The following is a 15,875-nucleotide window of genomic DNA, read 5'->3' as shown; positions in this document are numbered from 1 at the left end:
GGATGTTCGGCTGTATGAATAAGCTTTCCATGCTCGCGGCAACCCTGGCGTTGCTGACGTGCAACAGTGTGATGGCCATGGGGCCGTTCGATATCTACGAGCAAGCGTTGCGCAATGATCCGGTGTTTCTCGGCGCGATGAAGGAACGCGATGCCGGCCTTGAAAACCGCATCATCGGTCGGGCCGGCTTGTTGCCAAAACTGGGTTACAACTACAACAAGGGCCGCAATACCTCCAAGGTCACCTATCTCAATGAGCGCGGGCAAAACCAGAGCGATGACCGCAACTACAACAGTTACGGCTCGACGTTGACCCTGCAACAACCCTTGATCGACTACGAGGCCTACGCGGCGTATCGCAAAGGCGTGGCGCAATCGTTGTTTGCCGATGAAGCGTTCCGTGGCAAGAGTCAGGAGTTGCTGGTGCGCGTCCTGGAAAACTACACCAAGGCGCTGTTTGCCCAGGATCAGATCGACATTGCGCTGGCCAAGAAAAAGGCCTTCGAGCAGCAGTTCCAGCAGAACGAGCAAATGTTCCGCCAGGGCGAGGGCACACGCACCGACATTCTTGAAGCCGAGTCCCGTTACGAGCTGGCAACCGCCGAGGAAATCGAGGCGCGCAACGAACAGGACGCGTCCTTGCGTGAACTGGGCGCGCTGATTGGCGTGCAGGCCATCGATATCACGGACCTGGCGCCGCTGGACCAGAACTTCCAGACGTTCAGTCTGCAACCGGCCAATTACGACACCTGGCACGAGATGGCCGTGGCCAACAACCCGAACCTGGCCTCCCAGCGCCAGGCGGTGGAAGTCGCGCGTTATGAAGTCGAACGCAACCGCGCCGGGCACTTGCCCAAAGTCAGTGCCTACGCATCGGTGCGCCAGAACGAGTCGGAAAGCGGCAACACTTACAACCAGCGCTATGACACCAACACCATCGGCATTGAAGTCAACGTGCCGCTGTATGCCGGCGGCGGAGTGTCGGCGTCGACCCGCCAGGCCAGCCGCACCATGGAACAGGCCGAGTACGAACTGGATGGCAAAACCCGGGAAACATTGATCGAGCTGCGCCGACAGTTCAGTGCCTGCCTGTCGGGTGTGAACAAACTGCGCGCCTATCAAAAAGCCCTGAAGTCCGCCGAAGCGCTGGTGATCTCGACCAAACAAAGCATTTTGGGCGGTGAGCGGGTCAACCTGGATGCGCTGAACGCCGAACAACAACTATTTACCACCCGCCGGGATTTGGCCCAGACAAGGTATGACTACCTGATGGCCTGGACCAAGTTGCATTACTACGCCGGCACCTTGAGCGAACAGGATCTCGCCAAGGTGGACGAGGCATTCGGCCAAGGCCCACGAACACAATAAAGCCCACGAATACCCCCGTAGGAGCTGTCGAGTGCAACGAGGCTGCGATCCTTTGACTTTGCTTTAAAGATCAAGCCCCAAAGATCGCAGCCTCGTTGCACTCGACAGCTCCTACACAGCTCCTGCAAAAAATAAGAAAAGCGAGAAGTGAACATGGACGTACAGATCAAGCCGGTTTCGGTCGGCACGCTATTGCTTTGGATTTCATTTGTGCCCGGCTCCGCCCAAGCGCTGTATCAGGAAACCGGCACCCTCGGCGACGCCGCCAGTTGGCGTTCGGCCGAGTTCCAGCGTGATTGGGGGCTGGGCCGCATGCAGGCCGATCAAGCCTATGCCGCCGGCATCACCGGCAACGGCGTGAAAATTGGCGAACTCGATTCAGGCTTCGATGCCTCCCATCCCGAATTCACCACTGATCGTTACCACGCTGTGCTGGCCAGCGGCAGTTATGTCGACGGCTCAGTGTTCAACGTCGACGGCACGCTCAATCCCAACAACGACTCCCACGGCACCCACGTTGCGGGCACCATTGGCGCCGCGCGCGATGGCAGCGGCATGCACGGCGTTGCCTACAACGCGCAGGTCTACGTCGGCAACACCAACAAGAACGACAGCTTTCTGTTCGGTCCCAATCCCGATCCGCGCTACTTCAAAGCGGTCTACAACGCCTTGGCCGATGCCGGTGTGCGAGCGATCAACAACAGTTGGGGCAGCCAGCCGCCGGACGTCAGCTATCGGACCCTCGACGATTTGCACGCCGCTTACGCACAGCACTGGAACAAGGGCACATGGCTCGATGCGGCCGCCGACGTTTCCCGACGCGGCGTGATCAACGTGTTCAGCGCTGGCAACAGCGGTTACCCGAATGCCAGCGTGCGCTCGGCATTGCCGTATTTACAGCCGGACCTGGAAGGTCACTGGCTGGCAGTCTCGGGGCTCGACCAAAGCAACCAGCAGAAATACAACCAGTGCGGCATCGCCAAGTATTGGTGCATCACCACCCCGGGCGCGAAGATCGACAGCACCATCCCGGGCGCCGGTTATGCGATCAAGTCCGGCACCTCCATGTCTGCGCCGCATGCCACCGGCGCCCTGGCGCTGGTGATGGAACGCTATCCGTACATGAACAACCAGCAGGCGCTTGAAACCTTGCTGACCACCGCCACCCAACTCGATGGTTCGATTACCGACGCGCCCAATACCCGGGTCGGCTGGGGCGTGGCCAACCTGGAGCGGGCGATGCACGGGCCGGGGCAATTGCTCGGGCGGTTCGAGGCCAATCTGGGGGCAGGGCAGAGCGACGTCTGGAGCAACAACATCACTGACAAGGCGCTGATCCAGCGCCAGAGCGAAGACGCTGCCGAACACACTGCCTGGCAACAGACGTTGCAGAGCAAAGGCTGGCAGAACGGCGTGCCAGTCGGTGCCAGCCAGCAGGATCAGACTGACTATGCGGTGGGCATGCTGCGCGATGCCGCAGCGGCCACTCGGGTCTACGAAGGCAGCCTGATCAAGTCCGGCGCAGGACGGCTGATGCTGACCGGCGACAACAGCTATCGCGGGCCGACCACGGTGAATGGCGGGTTGCTGTCGGTCAACGGTTCACTGGCATCAGCGGTCACCGTCAATGACAGCGGTACTCTGGGCGGCTCGGGACGAATTGCAGCACTCACCGCCAATCGTGGCGCGACGGTCGCTCCCGGCAATTCCATTGGCACCTTGCAGGTCAATGGCGACGTCACGTTTGCCCCGGGCTCGACCTACGCGGTGGAGTTGTCGCCGACCGCTAGCGATCGGATCGTCGCGGGCGGCATGGCCACGGTCAGCGGCGCGACGGTCAGCCTGTTCCTGGAAAACAGTTCGACCTTGCTCAGCGCGCAACAAGTGCAGAGTCTGCTCGGTCATCAGTACAACATCCTGCAAGCGGCCGGGGGCATTCAAGGCCAGTTCGGCGCGGTGCTGCCCAACTACCTGTTCATCGGCGGCAGCCTCGATTACGCCGCCACCGGCATTCAACTGAGTGTCGAACGCAACGCCACAACCTTCGCCAGCATTGGCCAAACGCCGAACCAGCGCTCGGTAGCGTTCGCCGTGGAAGGTCTTGGTGCAGGGAACCCGGTTTACGAAAGCCTGCTGCTGTCGCCCGATGCATCGTCTGCGCAACAAGCGTTCCAGCAATTGTCGGGGGAAATCTATCCGGCGTTGGGCTCGGTGTTGATCAACGACAGTCGCTACCTGCGCGATGCGGTCGGCGAACGACTGGTGGACGCCCACGGCGCTCAGAGCAATGGCTGGATCAAGGCGCTGGGCAGTTGGGGCACGACCGATGAGCGCCATGACACCGCCGGCTATACCACCTCGATTGGCGGCTTGCTCGCCGGGGTCGACGGGGCGCTCGATGAGCAAACACGGATCGGCCTGGTCACCGGCTACAGCGACAGTTCGATCAGCATGGGCTCGGGCACGCATTCATCGGCCAAGGTCGACAGTTATCACTTGGGCGCGTACGCCGGCCACGAATCCGGTGCCTGGCGCCTGAGTGCCGGCGGCGCCTACAGCTGGCATCGCGCCGACGTCAAACGGGACCTGCAATACGGCGACGTCAGCGCCAAACAGAAAGCCAAGGTCGATGCTGGCACCACCCAGGTGTTCGGCGAAGCGGCGTATCGCCTGAACCTGCAACCTGCGGCGCTCGAACCCTTTGTGAATCTGGCCTATGTGCACCTCGATACCGAAGGCTTCAACGAGAAAGGTGATGCCGCTGCACTGAAAAACAGCGGCGACAGCCGTGACGCGGTGCTCAGCACCTTGGGCCTGCGTGCTCTGAAAACGGTGAACCTGTCCGGCCAGCAACAACTGGACCTGAGTGCGAGCCTCGGCTGGCAGCACAACCTGAGCAACACCGATTCAGAGGAACACCGATTCAGAGGAACACCTGGCATTCGTCAGCGGCAGCACACCGTTCTCGATAGAAAGCTCGCCCATGGTGCGTGATGCCGCGCTAGTCGGCGCCCATGCCAGCCTCGCGCTGAGCCGCGACATTCGCGTGAACCTCGATTACACCGGCCAACTGGCCAGCCGCGAGAAGATTCACGGCGTAGGGCTTAGCCTCAATTGGCAGTTCTGATGCATAAGACGCGTGAAGATGAAAGTGCCTTCAAGGCAAAGGGATTTTGGCAACACAACTAAGGACGGTAACGGGATGACTAACAAGTACAACAACCTGGCCTTGCTCTGCGCATTGGCTTCGGTCGGCACCGCGCAAGCCGCACCCTATGTGGAAAACGGCCGCGCGGGCGATCCCAACAGCTGGCGCAGCGCGGAATTCAACGCTGATTGGGGCCTGGGGGCCATCAACGCTCAGGATGCCTACGCCGCCGGCTATAGCGGCAAAGGCGTGAAACTGGGGATCTTCGACCAACCGGTTTACGCTCTGCACCCGGAGTTCTCGGGCGCCAACAAGGTCGTCACCCTGGTCACCCGCGGCATTCGTGAATACACCGACCCGTACATTCCGGTCAAAGCCGGAGACGCGTTTGTGTATGACGGTTCGCCTTCGGTCGGCTCCGACGGCAAGCTCGGTTCCCACGGCACCCATGTCGGCGGAATTGCCGCGGGCAGCCGTGACGGCAACCCGATGCACGGCGTGGCGTACAACGCGCAAATCATCAGCGCGGACAATGGTGACCCCGGTCCCGAAGACGGCATCATCCTTGGCAACGACGGCGCGGTGTACAAGGCGGGTTGGGACGCCTTGATTGCCAGCGGCGCACGGATCATCAACAACAGCTGGGGCATCGGCATCACCGATCGCTTCGATCTGGGCGGGCGCGACCCTGCGTATCCGCATTTCACCGTGCAGGACGCGCAACTGCAGTTCAATCAGATCCGCCCGATCCTCGGCACTCGCCAGGGCGGCGCCTACGACGGCGCGATCGCGGCAGCCCGCAGCGGCATCGTCACGATCTTCGCCGCCGGCAACGACTACAACCTCAACAATCCTGACGCCATCGCCGGCCTGGGCTATTTCGTCCCGGAGATCGCACCGAACTGGGTGACCGTCGCGGCCTTGCAAAAGAACCCGGACCTCAGCAGCCCGGACCTTTACAACATCAGCACCTTCTCGTCGCGCTGCGGCTACACCGCGAGCTTCTGCGTGTCGGCCCCCGGCAGCCGGATCTTCAGTGCGGTCATCGGCGGCACCAATGCCGATAACCTGACCGTGGGTTATGCCAACAAAAACGGCACGTCCATGGCGGCGCCGCATGTGGCCGGTGCGGTCGCGGTGCTGATGGAGCGCTTCCCCTACATGACCGGCGGCCAAGTCGCCAGCGTATTGCGCACCACGGCCACCGACATGGGCGCACCGGGTGTCGACGCGCTGTACGGTTGGGGCATGATCAACCTGCGCAAAGGCATCGACGGCCCGGCGATGTTGGTCACCGAGCAGGACATTCCCGAGGAGTTCCGCATCCAGGGCGCCTACGGTTCCAGCCAGTTTGTGGCGGACTTGCCGGGTATCGGCGCGACGATCGATGCGGGCAAACCAACCGAGCGCGTGTGCAATGACGTGCATTGCGGACTGGACGTGTGGCGCAACGACATTGCCGGTCATGGCGGCCTGACCAAGCAAGGCATCGGCACGCTGGTGCTGACCGGCGCCAACACTTACGCGGGCCCGACGCTGGTCAATCAGGGCCGGCTGGCCATCAACGGCTCGCTGCTCTCGGCGGTCACCGTCAATGACAGCGGGATCCTCGGCGGTAACGGTCGCATTGGCGCACTGACCGCCAAAAGCGGCGGCACCGTGGCGCCTGGCAATTCCATCGGCACCTTGCAGGTCGCCGATGATGTGACTTTCGAGCGTGGCTCGACCTACGCCGTGGAGTTATCGCCGACCAACAGCGACCAGATCGTGGCGGGCGGTAAAGCCGTGATCGATGGCGCGACGGTCAGCCTGTCCCTGGAAAACAGCCCGACCTTGCTGACGACTGGCGAAGTGAAATCCTTGCTCGGCCACCAGTACAACATCCTGCAAGCGGCCGGCGGCATCCAGGGCCAGTTCGGCGCAGTGCTGCCCAACTATCTGTTCATCGGCGGCGCGCTCGACTACTCGGCCAATGGCGTGCAACTGGCGGTAGAACGCAATGCAGCATCCTTCGCCAGCGTCGGCCAGACCCCGAATCAACGCGCCGTCGCCGCTGCGGCCGAGCAACTCGGCGCGGGCAATTCGCTCTATGAAACATTGCTGCTGTCGCCAACCGCCGCCGTCGCGCAACAAGCCTTCCAGCAGTTGTCCGGCGAGATTCACCCGGCCATCGGCACGCTGTTGCTCAACGACAGCCGTTACCTGCGCGATGCCGTGGGCGAGCGCCTGCGTGAGCGTGATCTGTTCGATGCCGCCGCGCCTACCGATGACCGCAGCAACGCCTGGGTCAAAGTCCTTGGCGCCTGGGGCAAGAGTGATGGCGGGCACGACAACGCCAGTTCCACAAGCTCCATTGGTGGCTTGCTGGCCGGCGTCGACGGTCTGATCACTGAAGATACGCGGCTGGGTTTCGTCACCGGTTATAGCGACAGTTCATTGAGCCTGGGCGATGGCACGCACTCGTCGGCTTCCGTCGACAGCTACCACTTGGGCGCCTATGTGGGCCATGAAATCGACGCCCTGCGCTTGAGCGTCGGCGGCGCTTACAGCTGGCATCGCATCGATGTGAAACGGGAACTGCAATTGGGCGATGTCAGCGGCAAGCAGAAATCCAAGCGCGATGCCACGACCGCACAGTTGTTCACGGAAGCCGCGTATCGCCTGGACCTGCAACCGCTGGCGCTGGAACCGTTCGCCAACCTGGCATACGTGCACTTGAACAGCGACAGCTTCACCGAGAAGGGCGATGCCGCCGCACTCAAGGGCGGCGAAGACAATCGCGACGCCGTGCTTTCGACCCTCGGCCTGCGGGCGAGCAAAGCCATTGCGCTGTCGGATAAGCAGCAACTTGAACTGTCCGGCACGCTGGGCTGGCAGCACAACCTGAGCAACACCCGTTCCGAAGACCATCTGGCCTTCGTCAACGGCAACACCGGGTTCAGCGTGCAAAGCGTTTCCCTGGACCGTAACGCCGCCGTCATAGGCGCGCGAGCCGGTCTGGCGGTGGCGCAGGATGTGCGTTTGAGCCTGGATTACAACGGACTGCTCGGTTCCCGCGAGAAGGACCACGGCGTGGGTCTGACGCTCGACTGGCAGTTCTGATTTAACGCAAAGCAAGCATGCACTAGAAGCTCCGGTGCGCCTCGTGAGTGGGGCGTCCTGGTTGTGAGCTATCTCTGACAATTCCAAAAAAAGAGAGGCAATACCAATGGGTGTGTACGACTACAAGAACTTCGGCACGGCAGATTCCAAAGCGTTATTCACTGACGCGATGGCGATCACGCTGTATTCCTACCACAACCTCGACAACGGCTTTGCCACCGGTTACCAGCACAACGGCTTTGGCCTTGGTTTGCCGGCGACACTGGTCACTGCGCTATTGGGCGGCGCCGATTCCCAAGGGGTGATTCCCGGAATTCCATGGAACCCCGACTCGGAAAAAGCAGCGCTGGATGCCGTGCACAAAGCCGGCTGGACGCCGATCACCGCCTCGCAATTGGGCTATGACGGCAAGGTCGATGCGCGCGGAACGTTCTTCGGTGAGAAAGCCGGCTACACCAGCGCGCAGGTGGAGATCCTCGGCAAGTACGATGCGCAAGGGCATCTCACCGAAATCGGCATCGCCTTTCGTGGCACCAGCGGTCCGAGGGAAACCTTGATCAGCGATTCCATCGGGGACGTGATCAACGATCTGCTGGCGGCGTTGGGTCCCAAGGATTATGCGAAAAACTACGTTGGCGAAGCCTTCGGCCATTTGCTGGGCGATGTCGCGGCGTTTGCCCAGGCCAATGGCCTGTCGGGCAAAAACGTCCTGGTCAGTGGCCACAGCCTGGGCGGGTTGGCGGTCAACAGCCTGGCGGACTTGAGCAGCGGCAAGTGGAACGGGTTCTATCAGGACTCCAATTACATTGCCTACGCGTCGCCAACCCAGAGCAGCACCGACAAAGTGCTCAACGTCGGTTACGAAAACGATCCGGTGTTTCGAGCCCTCGACGGTTCCTCCTTTAACCTGTCGTCGGTGGGCGTGCACGATGCCCCCAAGGACTCGGCGACCGATAATATCGTCAGCTTCAATGACCACTACGCCTCGACGGCGTGGAATGTGCTGCCGTTCTCCATTCTCAACATTCCAACGTGGATCTCGCACCTGCCCACCGCCTATGGCGACGGCATGAATCGGGTCATCGAATCGTCGTTCTACGACCTCACCGGCAAAGACTCGACGATCATCGTCGCCAACCTCTCGGACCCGGCGCGCGCCACGACCTGGGTGCAGGACCTGAATCGCAACGCTGAAACCCACAAGGGCAGCACATTCATCATCGGCAGCGACGGCAATGACCTGATTCAGGGCGGCAAGGGCAATGACTATCTGGAGGGCCGTGACGGCAACGACACCTTCCGCGATGCGGGCGGCTACAACATCCTGCTCGGTGGCAAGGGCAACAACGTGTTGGACTTGCAGCAGTCGGTAAAGGGCTTTGAATTCGCCAACGACGGCGCCGGCAACCTGTATGTGCGTGATGCCCATGGCGGCATCAGCATCACCCGCGACATCGGCAGCCTTGTCACTCAGGAACCGGGGGGCTTGTGGGGACTGCTCAAGGATGAGGTGACCCACAGCGTGACGGCCAACGGGCTGTTGGCGGGCAATAACCTGACGCAGTACGTGTCCTCGGTGAAGGGGGGCTCAAGTGCCGATACGCTCAAGGCCCAGGCGACGGGCGACTGGTTGTTTGGCCTGGACGGCAACGATCACCTGATCGGCGGCAAGGGCAATGATGTGTTGGTGGGCGGGGCGGGGAACGACCTGATGGAATCGGGTGGCGGGGTCGATACGTTCCTGTTCAGCGGCGCATTTGGTCAGGATAGGGTGCTGGGCTATCAGGCCAACGACAAGCTGGTGTTTCTCGGGGTACAAGGGGTGACGCCGAGCGATGACTATCGGGCGCATGCCACGGCAGTGGGACACGATACGGTGCTGACGTTTGGTGCGGATTCGGTGACGCTGGTCGGGGTTGGACTGGACAGTTTGTCCGGCTCAGGGATTGTGATTGCCTGATAGTCCTGTGGCGCCGGTATGGGCCTCATCGCGGGCAAGCCCGCTCCCACATGCATTCGACTCAGAACCTGTGGGAGCGGGCTTGCCCGCGATGAACAATAACGCAGTCTTCAGTCTTCCTTGCGAACCGTCGCCACGTCGTTGGCGTTGACCTTCACTTTCGCGCCGGAAATATCCTCGAACTCGTAAAAGCCATCCTTGGACTTGGTTTTCGGCATGTCCTTGGTCAAATACTGGGTGCCGTTCTGCAAGGTCACGACCGTGGGTGTAGAGCAACCGCCCAGCGCCAGAAACGCTACCGCGGCCAGTGGCAAACTCAGAATCCTGATATTCATAAACACCTCTAACAATGCCAAAAAAAATCGTCTATGTCGGTTGGTGCCGTGGAACAAAGGAAAGTTCGATAACCCGCGCAAATTGCCAAATAGCGCCGCCGCTTATCCTTTTCTGTTTGCGCCGGGTACGCCTTGGCTGGTATCTGTACGCATAACCAGTACTCACTTTCCAATGGCCCTGTTTTTCTGTGACTGAAAATCCGCTCGACGATCCGTTCTATTACTTGAACAACTTCATGCAAGTACTTGATTGGCTTGAACATCGCTATGGCGATGTGCTCAGCGTCGAGGAGCAGGGCTTCGTCCAGGATTTCCGTCGACAACCTCGTGAGTCCCGCGCACTGCTGGTCAGGATGGTGATGCGCAAGGGCGTGCATTTCAGGGCCGGCAAACTGAGCTACCTGGAGATTGGTGACATCGCCCGCGCTGCCGAGCCGTTGTTGGCGGCAGGCTGGATCGATGAACACTCGCCCTTGCCGATTGAGGAGCTGTTCGATGTGCTGCTCAAGGCCGAAATTCTGCAGTGCTTCGGTACGGTCATCGAACAACCCAAAGGCAAGAAGTCCGATTGGCTACCGTCGCTGAGCGAACAGTTGTGCGATGCCCAAAGCTTCAGCCAATGGTGCCCGCAACTCGATGACCGCCTGTTTACCTTGACCATCATGGGCCTGTGTGACCGGTTGCGGTTGATGTTTTTCGGCAATCTTTATCAGGACTGGTCTGAGTTCGTGCTGGCCGATCTCGGCATTTTCACCTATGAGAAAGTCGAATTTTGCGCCGAGTCCCGAGGCCTGCGCTGCCGTGAAGACGTGGACGCCTGTGTGTTCTTGCACCAATGCCAGCAACGTTTCGAGGCGGGTGAGGCGGTGGCGGACATCGTTGAGCAAATCAACGCACTGGAACTCAGTAACCCGTGGCTGCAACGACGCCGGGGCAAGCTGTTGTTCCAGATTGGCCAGCACTGCGAACGCCTGGCGGATTTCTCCACCGCACTGACCATTTACCGCGACTGCGCCTATCCCGGCGCACGGGTGCGGTTGATCCGGGTGTTGGAGCGCTGCGGTGAGTATCAACTGGCCATGGACCTGGCGACTCACGCCGAGCAAACGCCGGAAAGCGCCGCCGAGCATCAACATCTGTTGCGTGTGCTGCCCAGGCTGCGACGCAAACTGGGCGGCCCGGCGATGAAACGGCCAGCGCCTCGAGACATGCAGCGCCTGGACCTGCAATTGCCCAGAGTCGATCCAGCGCTGTCGGTGGAATATTACGTTCAAGCACATCTGGCGCAGGATTCGGCGCCAGTGCATTACGTCGAAAACAGCCTGATCAACTCGTTGTTTGGACTGCTGTGCTGGCCAGCAATCTTTGCCCCGTTGCCAGGCGCTTTTTTTCACCCGTTCCAGCGCGGGCCGGTCGATCTGCTCAACGAGGACTTCCATGCTCGTCGGGCGGGGTTGTTTGAGGCGTGTCTTGCCGAACTCGATGACGGGCGCTACGTACAGACCCTGCGTGAGCGGTATGTCGCCAAGTGGGGCGTGCAGTCGCCGTTCGTGTTCTGGGGCGCGTTGAGCCAGGAACTGCTGGACCAGGCCCTCGATTGCCTGCCGCCCGAGCATCTCAAGCACTGGTTCAATCGTCTGCTGATGGACATCAAGGCCAACCGCGCCGGCATGCCGGACCTGATCCAGTTCTGGCCGCAAGACAAGACCTACCGCATGATCGAAGTCAAAGGCCCCGGCGACCGCTTGCAGGACAACCAGTTGCGTTGGCTGGAGTTTTGTCACGAACACCAGATGCCTATCGCCGTCTGTTACGTGCAATGGTCGGAGCAGAGCGCTTGAGCTACAGCATCGCGGTGCGGGCGTTGTGTGAGTTCACCGCCAAGGTTGGCGACCTGGACCTGCGATTTACCCCGTCGCCCACGGCGCTGGAAGGCATCGTCGGGCACCGCACCGTCGCTTCACGGCGCAGCGAGGGCTATCAAAGCGAAGTGGCCCTCGAAGGCCTGTACCGAACCTTGTCCGTGAAGGGCAGGGCAGACGGTTACGATCCTGCGCAAAACTGCCTGGAGGAAGTCAAAACCTATCGCGGCGACCTGAGCAAACAACCGGCCAACCACCGTCAGTTGCACTGGGCACAGGCGAAAATCTACGGCTGGCTGATGTGCCAGAAGCTGGAACTGGCCCGGATCAATCTGGCGCTGGTGTACTTCGACATCGTCAGTGAAAAGGAAACCTGCCTGGTCGAAGCTTTCAGCGCTGCGCAGCTGCAGCAGTTTTTCGAACATCACTGCGGGTTGTTTCTGCACTGGGCCGAGCAGGAAATGGCCCACCGCGATGCGCGCAATCACGCGGCGCAGCAGTTGGCGTTTCCCCATTCGAGCTTTCGTGCTGGGCAACGGCATCTGGCTGAGTCAGTGTTCAAGGCGGTCAGCACCGGGCGCTGCCTGATGGCTCAGGCGCCAACCGGAATCGGCAAGACCCTGGGCACGCTGTTCCCGATGCTCAAGGCCCTGGCGCCGCAGCAACTGGACAAGGTGTTCTTTCTTACCGCGAAAACCCCGGGGCGCAAACTGGCGCTGGACGCCGCGCAAGTGATCCTTCAAAGCACCGCTGCGCCACCGTTACGGGTGCTGGAAATGATCGCCCGTGACAAGGCCTGCGAACACCCGGACAAAGCCTGTCACGGTGAGTCCTGTCCGTTGGCCCATGGTTTTTATGATCGTTTGCCCGCCGCTCGCCAAGCCGCCAGTAAGCTGAGCTTGCTCGACCAGGCCGCCATTCGCCAGGTTGCCCTGGCGCATGAGGTTTGTCCTTATTACCTGAGCCAGGAAATGGCCCGCTGGGCAGACGTGGTGGTCGCCGACTACAACTACTATTTCGATTTCAGCGCGCTGTTGTTCGGGCTGGCTCAGGCCAACAACTGGAAAGTCGCGGTGTTGGTGGATGAAGCCCATAACCTGGTGGAGCGCGGCCGGCAGATGTACAGCGCCAGTCTTGAGCAGTCGACCCTTGATTGGGTGCGAAAAGTCGCTCCCGAGGCGCTGAAAAAGTCGTTACAGCGGGTCAATCGAGAGTGGAATGCCCTGCACAACCTGCAAACGGCCCCGTATCAGGCGTACGACAAGGCACCGGAAAAACTCCTCCAGGCGCTGTCTTCATGCAGCGCGAGCATTGGCGATTATCTCAACGATCACCCCCAGGGCCTGGACAGCGCCTTGCAGGGTTTCTACTTCGACATGCTGCAGTTCTGCCGGGTGGCCGAACTCTTCGATGAACAGTTTCTGTTTGACATCAGCAAGCGCGACCTCGACCGCAAGCGTCACCTGTCCCGACTGTGCCTGCGCAACGTGGTGCCCGCCGGGTTCATTCGCCCACGCCTGACGGCCGCGCGCAGCACGGTGATGTTCTCCGCCACCCTCAGCCCTCGGCATTACTACGCCGACCTGCTGGGAACCCCAACGAACACGGTGTGGATCGATGTCGAATCACCGTTCCATGCCGACCAGCTGAAAGTGCACATCGTAAGCCAGATCTCGACCCGATACGTCCACCGCCAAGCGTCTCTCGAGCCAATCGTCGAGTTAATTGCACAGCAATTTACCCAACGCCCTGGCAACTACCTGGCGTTTTTCAGCAGCTTTGATTATTTGCAGCAGGTGGCGCAGTTACTGGCCGAGCGACACCCGCAGATCACTCAGTGGTCACAGTCCCGGGGCATGGCCGAAGATCAGCGTCAGGCTTTTCTCGATCAATTCACGGCGCACAGTCAGGGTGTCGGTTTTGCCGTGCTGGGCGGAGCCTTTGGCGAAGGCATCGACTTGCCTGGCGCTCGCCTGATTGGCGCGTTCATCGCCACGCTGGGGCTGGCGCAACTCAATCCGGTCAATGAACAACTGAAGCACCGCATGGCCGCCATCTTCGGTGCCGGTTATGACTACACCTACCTGTTTCCAGGGGTACAGAAAGTGGTGCAGGCGGCGGGACGGGTAATTCGCACGCAGCAGGATCAAGGCGTGGTGATGCTGATCGATGACCGGTTTGGCGAGAGCAAGGTCAGGCAGTTGCTGCCACGCTGGTGGTCAGTCGAACAGGCGCCTTTTCTCTCGATAGCGTAGGAGTTTTTTACTTTTAAAACAGCGACATATCTTGAAAGACACGCGTATTTGAACAAACGCGGAAACAGCGCTTTATTCAGAGGACCGGCCATCACTTCCGCCAGCTCTTTGATAAGGAAATCAAGGTATGTCAGTTACGCCCAGTTATACCTACACCCCGGAGCAGGTCACTGCAGCGTTCAACGAAATCAAAGCGACCCTGTTTCGCGGTATCACTGCCGAGCAAACGCCGAAAATCCTGGTGGTTGCCGGGCTTCAAGGGGCAGGCAAAACCTTCCTGCTGGAAAAGCACCTGTTGCCTTCAAAGCGCTACGACAAATACGTTCGTCTCTACCTGCCCGAATACCGACGAAAACACCCTCAATACGCAGAGATGATCAAACTCGGCGTCTTGCACGCCTACGAGCACACACAAGCCTTTGTAGAGGAAGTCAGCGAAAAGATCTTCACTGAAGCCTTTACCCTCAAATACAACATCATCATGGAGTGCGCGTTCGACAGAATCACTTTCGCCACGTTTCCACCCCTGGCCACAGCCGCCGGGTATCAATTCGAAACGCATATCGTCGGCTGTACGCGGGAATTCGCCCACGTATCGAGCATCAAGCGCGCACTCAAGAGCCTGGAAAACCAGGAACTCGAACGCTTTGTCAGCTACGCGGTCCTTGATGCCAGCATGAGTCTTGCGCACGCGATCATCCTGGCCTGTGAGGTCGCCTCCAAAGCAGTCGACGGCTCACAAATCACCTTGTATGAGCGCGGGCCTGGATCGTTGAAAGAGCGCGTCCAACGTGCTCATTTCACCTACCCGAAAGCTGACACTCCTGCACCCACACCTTCAACGGCACCGACGCCGAACAGCACCTATGCCAACATCATCAATAACCATGTTTGCACCCCGCGAGAACGTGACGAGATGGTAAAAGACTGCCATTTGGCGTTGCTCAAAGCCCAAACCTACGACCAGCTTGTCCCTGCCGTTGTCTACAACGATTTGTACTCTTACATCGTCAAATACGTTTACCGATAAGAAGTCGGAGCCATTCAGCGGCGAACCGGTGGCAGTCTCCTGGCCAGCGAGCGGTCAGCAACTGACCATCACGCACAACGAAACCGCGGAGGGGTTCGTCCGCTGAATCACGGAGCGCCAGCAACGGGCCTCGCTGAAAATGCGCAGGGCTGGCGAGGGCGCCCGTGACTTCTGCTTCGACGGTTTGCGGATAGGTCCGGTAATAGCGTCCAAGCCAAGGGGCGGTGATTACCCAGGCCGGCAACTCCATGGTGCTGGCCAGCAAGGCAGTGACCTTGCGTCCATGCAACACCGAATGCCTGGTATCTGGATCGATGGTACGGGCAAGTAACAACACGCCGTGACACACTGCTGCCACCGGTTTGTCAGCCTTGAAAAAATGCAGGGCGATCCGTTGCGCCTGGTCTGACTCCAGCAGACTGCGCATGCCCTTGGCATGGCCACCCGGAATCAGCAGTCCGTCGTACTGATTGCAGTCGACATCGTTATAGGCCATCGGTTGGCGAAACCACTTGTCTTCGATCATGCGGGCGTAGTGGGCAAGATCAGTATCACGGGTCATCAGCAAAGGGTTCAACGGACCGAAGCCAATGTTCACCAGACGTGAGTCGGCGTAGGCGGGCAGACCTTGGGGTGTTGCAAAGCGCACCTCGATACCGGCCTGGCGCATGGCTTGCCATACAACGCTGCTTTCAGTGGGATCGTAATCAGACGTGGGCAGCAGAATCAGGATCATCGGGGTGCCTTGCATCGGCCAGGGTGGCAATAGGCGTCGAGAATAGGCGGTGTGAGCGTTATGCTCCAGTCCTCAACCGT

The 15,875-nt window shown here is 60.1% G+C and carries 8 protein-coding genes and 1 pseudogene; 7 read left to right on the top strand and 2 right to left on the bottom strand.

Annotated elements, in window-relative coordinates; all coding sequences use genetic code 11:
* Window positions 1-2: 2 nt before the first annotated feature.
* The 4 genes and pseudogenes from BLQ41_RS21845 (at window position 3) to BLQ41_RS21830 (ending at window position 9,577) form a co-directional block, all read left to right on the top strand.
* Window positions 3-1,367 (top strand): TolC family outer membrane protein, encoded by a 1,365-nt coding sequence (locus BLQ41_RS21845; RefSeq protein WP_090184178.1) that lies wholly within the window; start codon window positions 3-5, stop codon window positions 1,365-1,367.
* Window positions 1,368-1,520: 153 nt separating this feature from the next.
* Window positions 1,521-4,494, top strand: a pseudogene (eprS, locus tag BLQ41_RS21840) (autotransporter serine peptidase EprS).
* A gap of 75 nt (window positions 4,495-4,569) precedes the next feature.
* Window positions 4,570-7,617, top strand: coding sequence for an autotransporter serine protease (locus BLQ41_RS21835; protein ID WP_090184175.1), 3,048 nt, complete (start codon window positions 4,570-4,572; stop codon window positions 7,615-7,617).
* A gap of 106 nt (window positions 7,618-7,723) precedes the next feature.
* Entirely contained in the window at window positions 7,724-9,577 is a 1,854-nt protein-coding gene (locus BLQ41_RS21830) for a polyurethane esterase (RefSeq protein ID WP_090184173.1), read from the top strand.
* Between the two features lie 110 nt (window positions 9,578-9,687).
* Here the strand turns inward: BLQ41_RS21830 and BLQ41_RS21825 are convergent, their stop codons facing one another.
* Window positions 9,688-9,912: a YgdI/YgdR family lipoprotein gene (locus tag BLQ41_RS21825; protein WP_090184169.1), complete on the bottom strand. Its 225-nt coding sequence runs from the start codon at window positions 9,910-9,912 to the stop codon at window positions 9,688-9,690.
* Between the two features lie 236 nt (window positions 9,913-10,148).
* On the opposite strand from BLQ41_RS21825, the gene BLQ41_RS21820 reads away from it, so the two are divergent.
* The 3 genes from BLQ41_RS21820 to BLQ41_RS21810 all read left to right on the top strand — a co-directional run bounded on the left by BLQ41_RS21820 (window position 10,149) and on the right by BLQ41_RS21810 (window position 15,059).
* Complete coding sequence (locus BLQ41_RS21820) at window positions 10,149-11,753, top strand: VRR-NUC domain-containing protein (protein WP_090188740.1); 1,605 nt, start codon at window positions 10,149-10,151, stop codon at window positions 11,751-11,753.
* Complete coding sequence (locus BLQ41_RS21815; RefSeq protein WP_090184166.1) at window positions 11,750-14,029, top strand: ATP-dependent DNA helicase; 2,280 nt, start codon at window positions 11,750-11,752, stop codon at window positions 14,027-14,029. Before BLQ41_RS21820 ends, BLQ41_RS21815 begins: the two co-directional genes overlap by 4 nt.
* Window positions 14,030-14,156: 127 nt before the next feature.
* The gene (locus BLQ41_RS21810) at window positions 14,157-15,059 is read left to right on the top strand and encodes a zeta toxin family protein (RefSeq protein ID WP_090184163.1); all 903 of its coding nucleotides are present in this window, start codon (window positions 14,157-14,159) and stop codon (window positions 15,057-15,059) included.
* Here the strand turns inward: BLQ41_RS21810 and BLQ41_RS21805 are convergent.
* A complete protein-coding gene (locus BLQ41_RS21805; protein WP_090184160.1) occupies window positions 15,040-15,795 on the bottom strand; it encodes a DJ-1/PfpI family protein in 756 nt (251 codons plus the stop codon). The two genes, BLQ41_RS21810 and BLQ41_RS21805, sit on opposite strands and share 20 nt — an antisense overlap.
* Window positions 15,796-15,875: the final 80 nt, after the last annotated feature.

It is taken from the genome of Pseudomonas arsenicoxydans, from assembly GCF_900103875.1.
In the GTDB taxonomy this organism is placed as follows: domain Bacteria; phylum Pseudomonadota; class Gammaproteobacteria; order Pseudomonadales; family Pseudomonadaceae; genus Aquipseudomonas; species Aquipseudomonas arsenicoxydans.
This window is presented reverse-complemented; position numbering and strand designations above follow the sequence as displayed.

Bases quoted from the DNA above. Each gene is read 5' to 3' on its own strand.
- BLQ41_RS21845 (WP_090184178.1), top strand. From the start codon at position 3: ATGTTCGGCTGTATGAATAAGCTTTCCATGCTCGCGGCAACCCTGGCG.
- BLQ41_RS21835 (WP_090184175.1), top strand. From the start codon at position 4,570: ATGACTAACAAGTACAACAACCTGGCCTTGCTCTGCGCATTGGCTTCG.
- BLQ41_RS21830 (WP_090184173.1), top strand. From the start codon at position 7,724: ATGGGTGTGTACGACTACAAGAACTTCGGCACGGCAGATTCCAAAGCG.
- BLQ41_RS21825 (WP_090184169.1), bottom strand. From the start codon at position 9,912: ATGAATATCAGGATTCTGAGTTTGCCACTGGCCGCGGTAGCGTTTCTG.
- BLQ41_RS21820 (WP_090188740.1), top strand. From the start codon at position 10,149: ATGCAAGTACTTGATTGGCTTGAACATCGCTATGGCGATGTGCTCAGC.
- BLQ41_RS21810 (WP_090184163.1), top strand. From the start codon at position 14,157: ATGTCAGTTACGCCCAGTTATACCTACACCCCGGAGCAGGTCACTGCA.
- BLQ41_RS21805 (WP_090184160.1), bottom strand. From the start codon at position 15,795: ATGATCCTGATTCTGCTGCCCACGTCTGATTACGATCCCACTGAAAGC.